The organism is Mycobacterium sp. TH-M15 (assembly GCF_057473705.1).
This window is the reverse complement of sequence record NZ_JBYCLB010000613.1, coordinates 1-3945: the sequence shown is the minus strand read 5'-3', so window position 1 is coordinate 3945 and position 3945 is coordinate 1. Positions and strand designations below refer to the sequence as shown.

Here is a 3945-nt window from a genome sequence, read left to right as displayed (position 1 = left end):
ACCCCGGCAAAACCCTTGCCGACCTCGATCTCCGGGTTGCCGAGCAGGTTTCCCTTCGGGATCCGGGCGTTGTCGAACCGGATCACCGCGGTGTCGGAGGCCTTGATGCCGAGCTTGCGCTCCAGCCGCTCGACGGTCACGCCGGGGTGTTCCCGCGGCACGATGAACGACTTGATCGCCGCCCGGCCCTTCGACTTGTCCAGGGTCGCCCAGACCACGATGTGGGTGCACCGCGAGCCGGCGGTGACGAAGATCTTCTCGCCGTTGATCACGTACTCGTCGCCGTCCAGCTTCGCCGTGGTCGACACCGCGGCCGAGTCGGAGCCGAAGCTCGGCTCGGTGATCGCCATCGCCGCCCACACCTTGCCCAGGCGCTGCAGCTGCTCGTCGGTGGCCACCCCGGAGATGGCGGCGTTGCCCAGGCCCTGGTAGGGCACCGAGAGCATCAGCGCGACGTCGCCCCAGCTCATCTCCAGCACCTGCATCAGCGCGGCCATGTTGGCGCCGTTGCGGTTGTCCTGCTTGCCTTCGGTGTCGCGGAACGCCTCGGCGCCGGCGAACGCGTAGGTCTTGGCGTCCGAGATCCCCTCGAAGAGGGTGACCAGGGTGTCCAGCTCCACCGGGTAGGCGTGCTCACGCTCCAGCAGGTCGTACTTGCGGGAGATCGGGCGCAGCATCTCGGCGGCGCCGGCGTGCGTCATCTCGGTGACGGTCTGCAGTTTCTTGGGCAGTTCCAGATTGATTGCCATGTCAGGTCTTTCGGTTCGTATGGGTGATCAGATGGCTGGTCAGATGACCACGACGCCCTCGGCGACGCCGACCGCGCGCAGGTCGCGGTACCAGCGCTCGACCGGGTGCTCCTTGGTGTATCCGTGTCCGCCGAGCAGCTGCACGCCGTCCAGGCCGATCTGCATGCCCTTGTCGGTGGCGAACCGCTTCGCCAGCGCGGCTTCCCGGATGAACGGCAGACCCTGCTCGGCGCGGGCCGCCCCGCGCCAGGTGATCAACCGCAGGCCGTCGAACTCGATCGCCATGTTGGCGCACATGAACGCCACCGACTGGCGGTGGGCGACCGGCTCGCCGAACGCCTCGCGTTCCTTGATGTAGGGCATCACGTAGTCGAGCATCGCGTGGCTGGTGCCGACCGCCAGCGCCGCCCAGCCCAGCCGGGACAGCGCGATCGCCTCGGAGTAGTCCGCCGCGTGGTCGGCGTCGCTGCGATCGTCCTCGCCGAGCCGGGCGCTGAGCGGAACCGACACCTTGTCCAGCCGGACCTGGCCCAGTGCGGCGGCCCGCACACCCATACTCGGGTCGGCCTGGACGCTCAGGCCGGCGGTCGACGACTCGACGATGAACAGCGCCGGCTTGCCGTTCAGTTGGGCCGCGACGATGAACAGCTCGGCGGCGGCGGCCGCCGGGACCAGTGACTTCACCCCGTCCAGCCGGTAGCCGCTGGGGGTGCGCACCGCGGTGGTCTTCAGGCTGGTCGGATCGAACAACGGGTGCGGCTCGGCGATCGCCACGCACGCCTGCGGCACGCTCTCCCCGGCGAACTCCGGCAGGTAGCTGGCCTGCTGGTCGGCGCTGCCCCAGTGGGTCAGGGCGGCGGCCACCCCGCCGGGCGCCAGGATCGGCAGCGCCAGCCCCATGTCGCCGTAGGCCAGTGCCTCGGCCACCAGCACGTTGGTGACCGCCGAGCGGTGTGCGGCGATGCCGTCGAAGTCCTCCGGGATGTTGATTGCGGTGACGCCCAGCTCGGCCGCCTTGCCGATCAGCTCCTTCGGGTAGTCGGCGGCGTCGTCGGCGTCATGGGCCGCCGGCCGCAGCACCTCGGCGGCAAACTCGTCGACGGTGTCGACGATCATCTGCTGCTCGTCATCGGGGGTGAGGTCGAAGTAGTCAGTGCGCTTTGCGCCGTTGGCGCTGAGCCGGGTCGGCGGCTTGCCCAAGCCCTGAACCTTCTTGAACTGCCGGGTGGAGGCGCCCGCGGCGGAGAACGCCGTCCTGACACCGAAGTTCAGCCCGCGGTTGAGCACGTCGCGCAGGTGGAGGCGGTCCAGGAAGTCCCGGCTGACCAGCGGCGTGACCAGCGAAAGGCCGAGTTCGGTCGGGGTGCGCCGGCGGTTGCCGGGCGCGCCGGCGGTTGGCTGGCCGGCTCGCCCGGCGGGAGTCTTCGAGCCGTTGCGGGAAGTGGCGGTATCGGTCATCTGGGGAGCCTTACTCGATGGGGAAGTCGGCGGAGTAACGATAGCTCTACCTTACTCCGTGGTAAGGTACAGTACCTTACTTTTGAGTAAGGTCTAGGCGGTGTAACCGACGTCTCATCGATCCTGCAGGCGGCTCAGCACCTGGTCATGCAGCAGCCCGTTGCTGGCCACCGCACTCCCGCCGTGCGGCCCGGGGGAGCCGTCCAGGCCGGTGAAGGCCCCGCCGGCCTCCCGCACCAGGATGTCGAGGGCGGCTAGGTCCCACGGCGAGACCGCCGGCTCGATCGCGACGTCCACCGCGCCCTCGGCGACCAGGCAGTGCTGCCAGAAGTCGCCGTAGGAGCGCACCCGCCAGACGGCGCCGGCCAGCTCGACGAACTGGTCGTGCAGGCCGCGGGCCGCCCAGCCGGAGAAGCCGGCGAACGACAGGCTGGCCGATCCCAGATCGGCCACCGAGGAGACCGAGAGCCGTTGCGCCGGCGCGCCGGCGACCGAGCCGAAGGCGCCCGACCCGGCGGTCGCCCACCAGCGCCGGTCCAGCGCCGGGGCGCTGACTACGCCGAGGGTCGGCACGCCGTCCTGCAGCAGCGCGATCAGAGTGGCCCAGACCGGGACGCCGCGGACGAAGTTCTTGGTGCCGTCGATCGGGTCGATGATCCATTCCCGGCCGGTGAACGTCGTCGTCCCGCCGAACTCCTCGCCGAGGATGTCGTCGTCGGGGCGTTCGGCGGCCAGCGCGTCGCGCAGCGCGGTCTCCACCGCCTGGTCGGCGTCGGTGACCGGGGTGAGGTCCGGCTTGGTGTCGACCCGCAGGTCCAATGCGCCGAACCGGGCCAGGGTCACCGCGTCGGCGCGATCGGCCAGCGCAAGCGCCAGCGTCAGATCGGCATTGGGGGTATCGGCCATCGACGACGCTCCTCACTCTGCTTTGCTCCGGGGCTGTTGCCGCGGTCCTACCATTACCTCATGTCGAACGGCTTGGTGCTGTTGCTGCTGGTCGGTGCGCTCGCCGTGGCGGCCGTTCCGTGGATCTTCCATCCCCGGCCCGGGCCCGGCTCCGAACAGGGCACGCTGCTGGTCACCGGGGTCAGCCCGCGGCCGGATGGCGAAGGGCCGCAGTACGTGACCATCGTCGGGTTGCTGCACGGCCCGACGGTGGACGAGCACGAGGTCTACCAGCAGATCGCCGTCGAGTCCGGGGCAGCCCCGGCGATCGGGGACCTGCTGCCGGTGACCTACTCGCCGAAGAACCCGGACAACTTCGCCCTGCGCCGCTCGTCCTAGCCGGTCGGCTTCGACGACCACGCTGTGGCGGTTGGTCGATGAACGCATCGATGCCGCTCATCTGCCCGGCATCCAGTCGGCTCGTGCTCACGCCAGGGCGCGAGCTTGGGCTGCGGGTGCCACACCGGAACGCCATGGCTGGTTGCACACCCCGACCATCAAGCCGCACGAAAAATCGAGGCTAGTAGCCCTGCGCCGCAACGCCCTCGGCTTCCACAACCTCACCCACTACCGAATCCGCTCACTACTGCGCAGCGGAGCACTCCACCCACTCGTCAATGAGGTTTTCTCACTTGGGGCGTGTGGGGTTGGCGCGACTAGAGTTTCCGACGTGTCGTGAGGTCGGGGCGTGGGGTCCTTGCTCAAGGATCGGTTTCGACGAAGAAACCCGCTCCGCAGCAAAGGATCCCACGTGTTCACCTACTCTGCCATCTGCGACGTCCCGGAAGAAACC

Annotated in this window: 4 protein-coding genes and 1 pseudogene; 2 read left to right on the top strand and 3 right to left on the bottom strand. The window is 69.2% G+C overall.

Translation table 11 applies throughout. The annotated features are described in order from the left end of the window. The 3 genes from AC2VNT_RS15030 to hisN all read right to left on the bottom strand — a co-directional run. On the bottom strand, window positions 1-749 hold a 749-nt coding region (locus AC2VNT_RS15030), incomplete at its 3' end, for an acyl-CoA dehydrogenase family protein (protein ID WP_486947616.1). A gap of 39 nt (window positions 750-788) precedes the next feature. Beyond that, entirely contained in the window at window positions 789-2207 is a 1419-nt protein-coding gene (locus tag AC2VNT_RS15025) for an acyl-CoA dehydrogenase family protein (protein WP_486947615.1), read from the bottom strand. Between the two features lie 114 nt (window positions 2208-2321). Then, window positions 2322-3113, bottom strand: coding sequence for a histidinol-phosphatase (gene hisN / locus AC2VNT_RS15020; RefSeq protein WP_486947614.1), 792 nt, complete (start codon window positions 3111-3113; stop codon window positions 2322-2324). Window positions 3114-3173: 60 nt separating this feature from the next. Here hisN and AC2VNT_RS15015 point away from each other — a divergent pair, with 60 nt between their 5' ends. After that, window positions 3174-3491: a hypothetical protein gene (locus AC2VNT_RS15015; RefSeq protein WP_486947613.1), complete on the top strand. Its 318-nt coding sequence runs from the start codon at window positions 3174-3176 to the stop codon at window positions 3489-3491. A 7-nt stretch (window positions 3492-3498) separates the two neighbouring features. Then, a pseudogene (locus AC2VNT_RS15010) lies at window positions 3499-3639 on the top strand (IS1380 family transposase); the annotation flags it as partial. Between the last annotated feature and the right edge of the window lie 306 nt (window positions 3640-3945).

Excerpts from the sequence above, each read along its gene's own strand:
- AC2VNT_RS15025 (WP_486947615.1), bottom strand. The coding sequence starts at position 2,207 with ATGACCGATACCGCCACTTCCCGCAACGGCTCGAAGACTCCCGCCGGG.
- hisN (WP_486947614.1), bottom strand. The coding sequence starts at position 3,113 with ATGGCCGATACCCCCAATGCCGATCTGACGCTGGCGCTTGCGCTGGCC.
- AC2VNT_RS15015 (WP_486947613.1), top strand. The coding sequence starts at position 3,174 with ATGTCGAACGGCTTGGTGCTGTTGCTGCTGGTCGGTGCGCTCGCCGTG.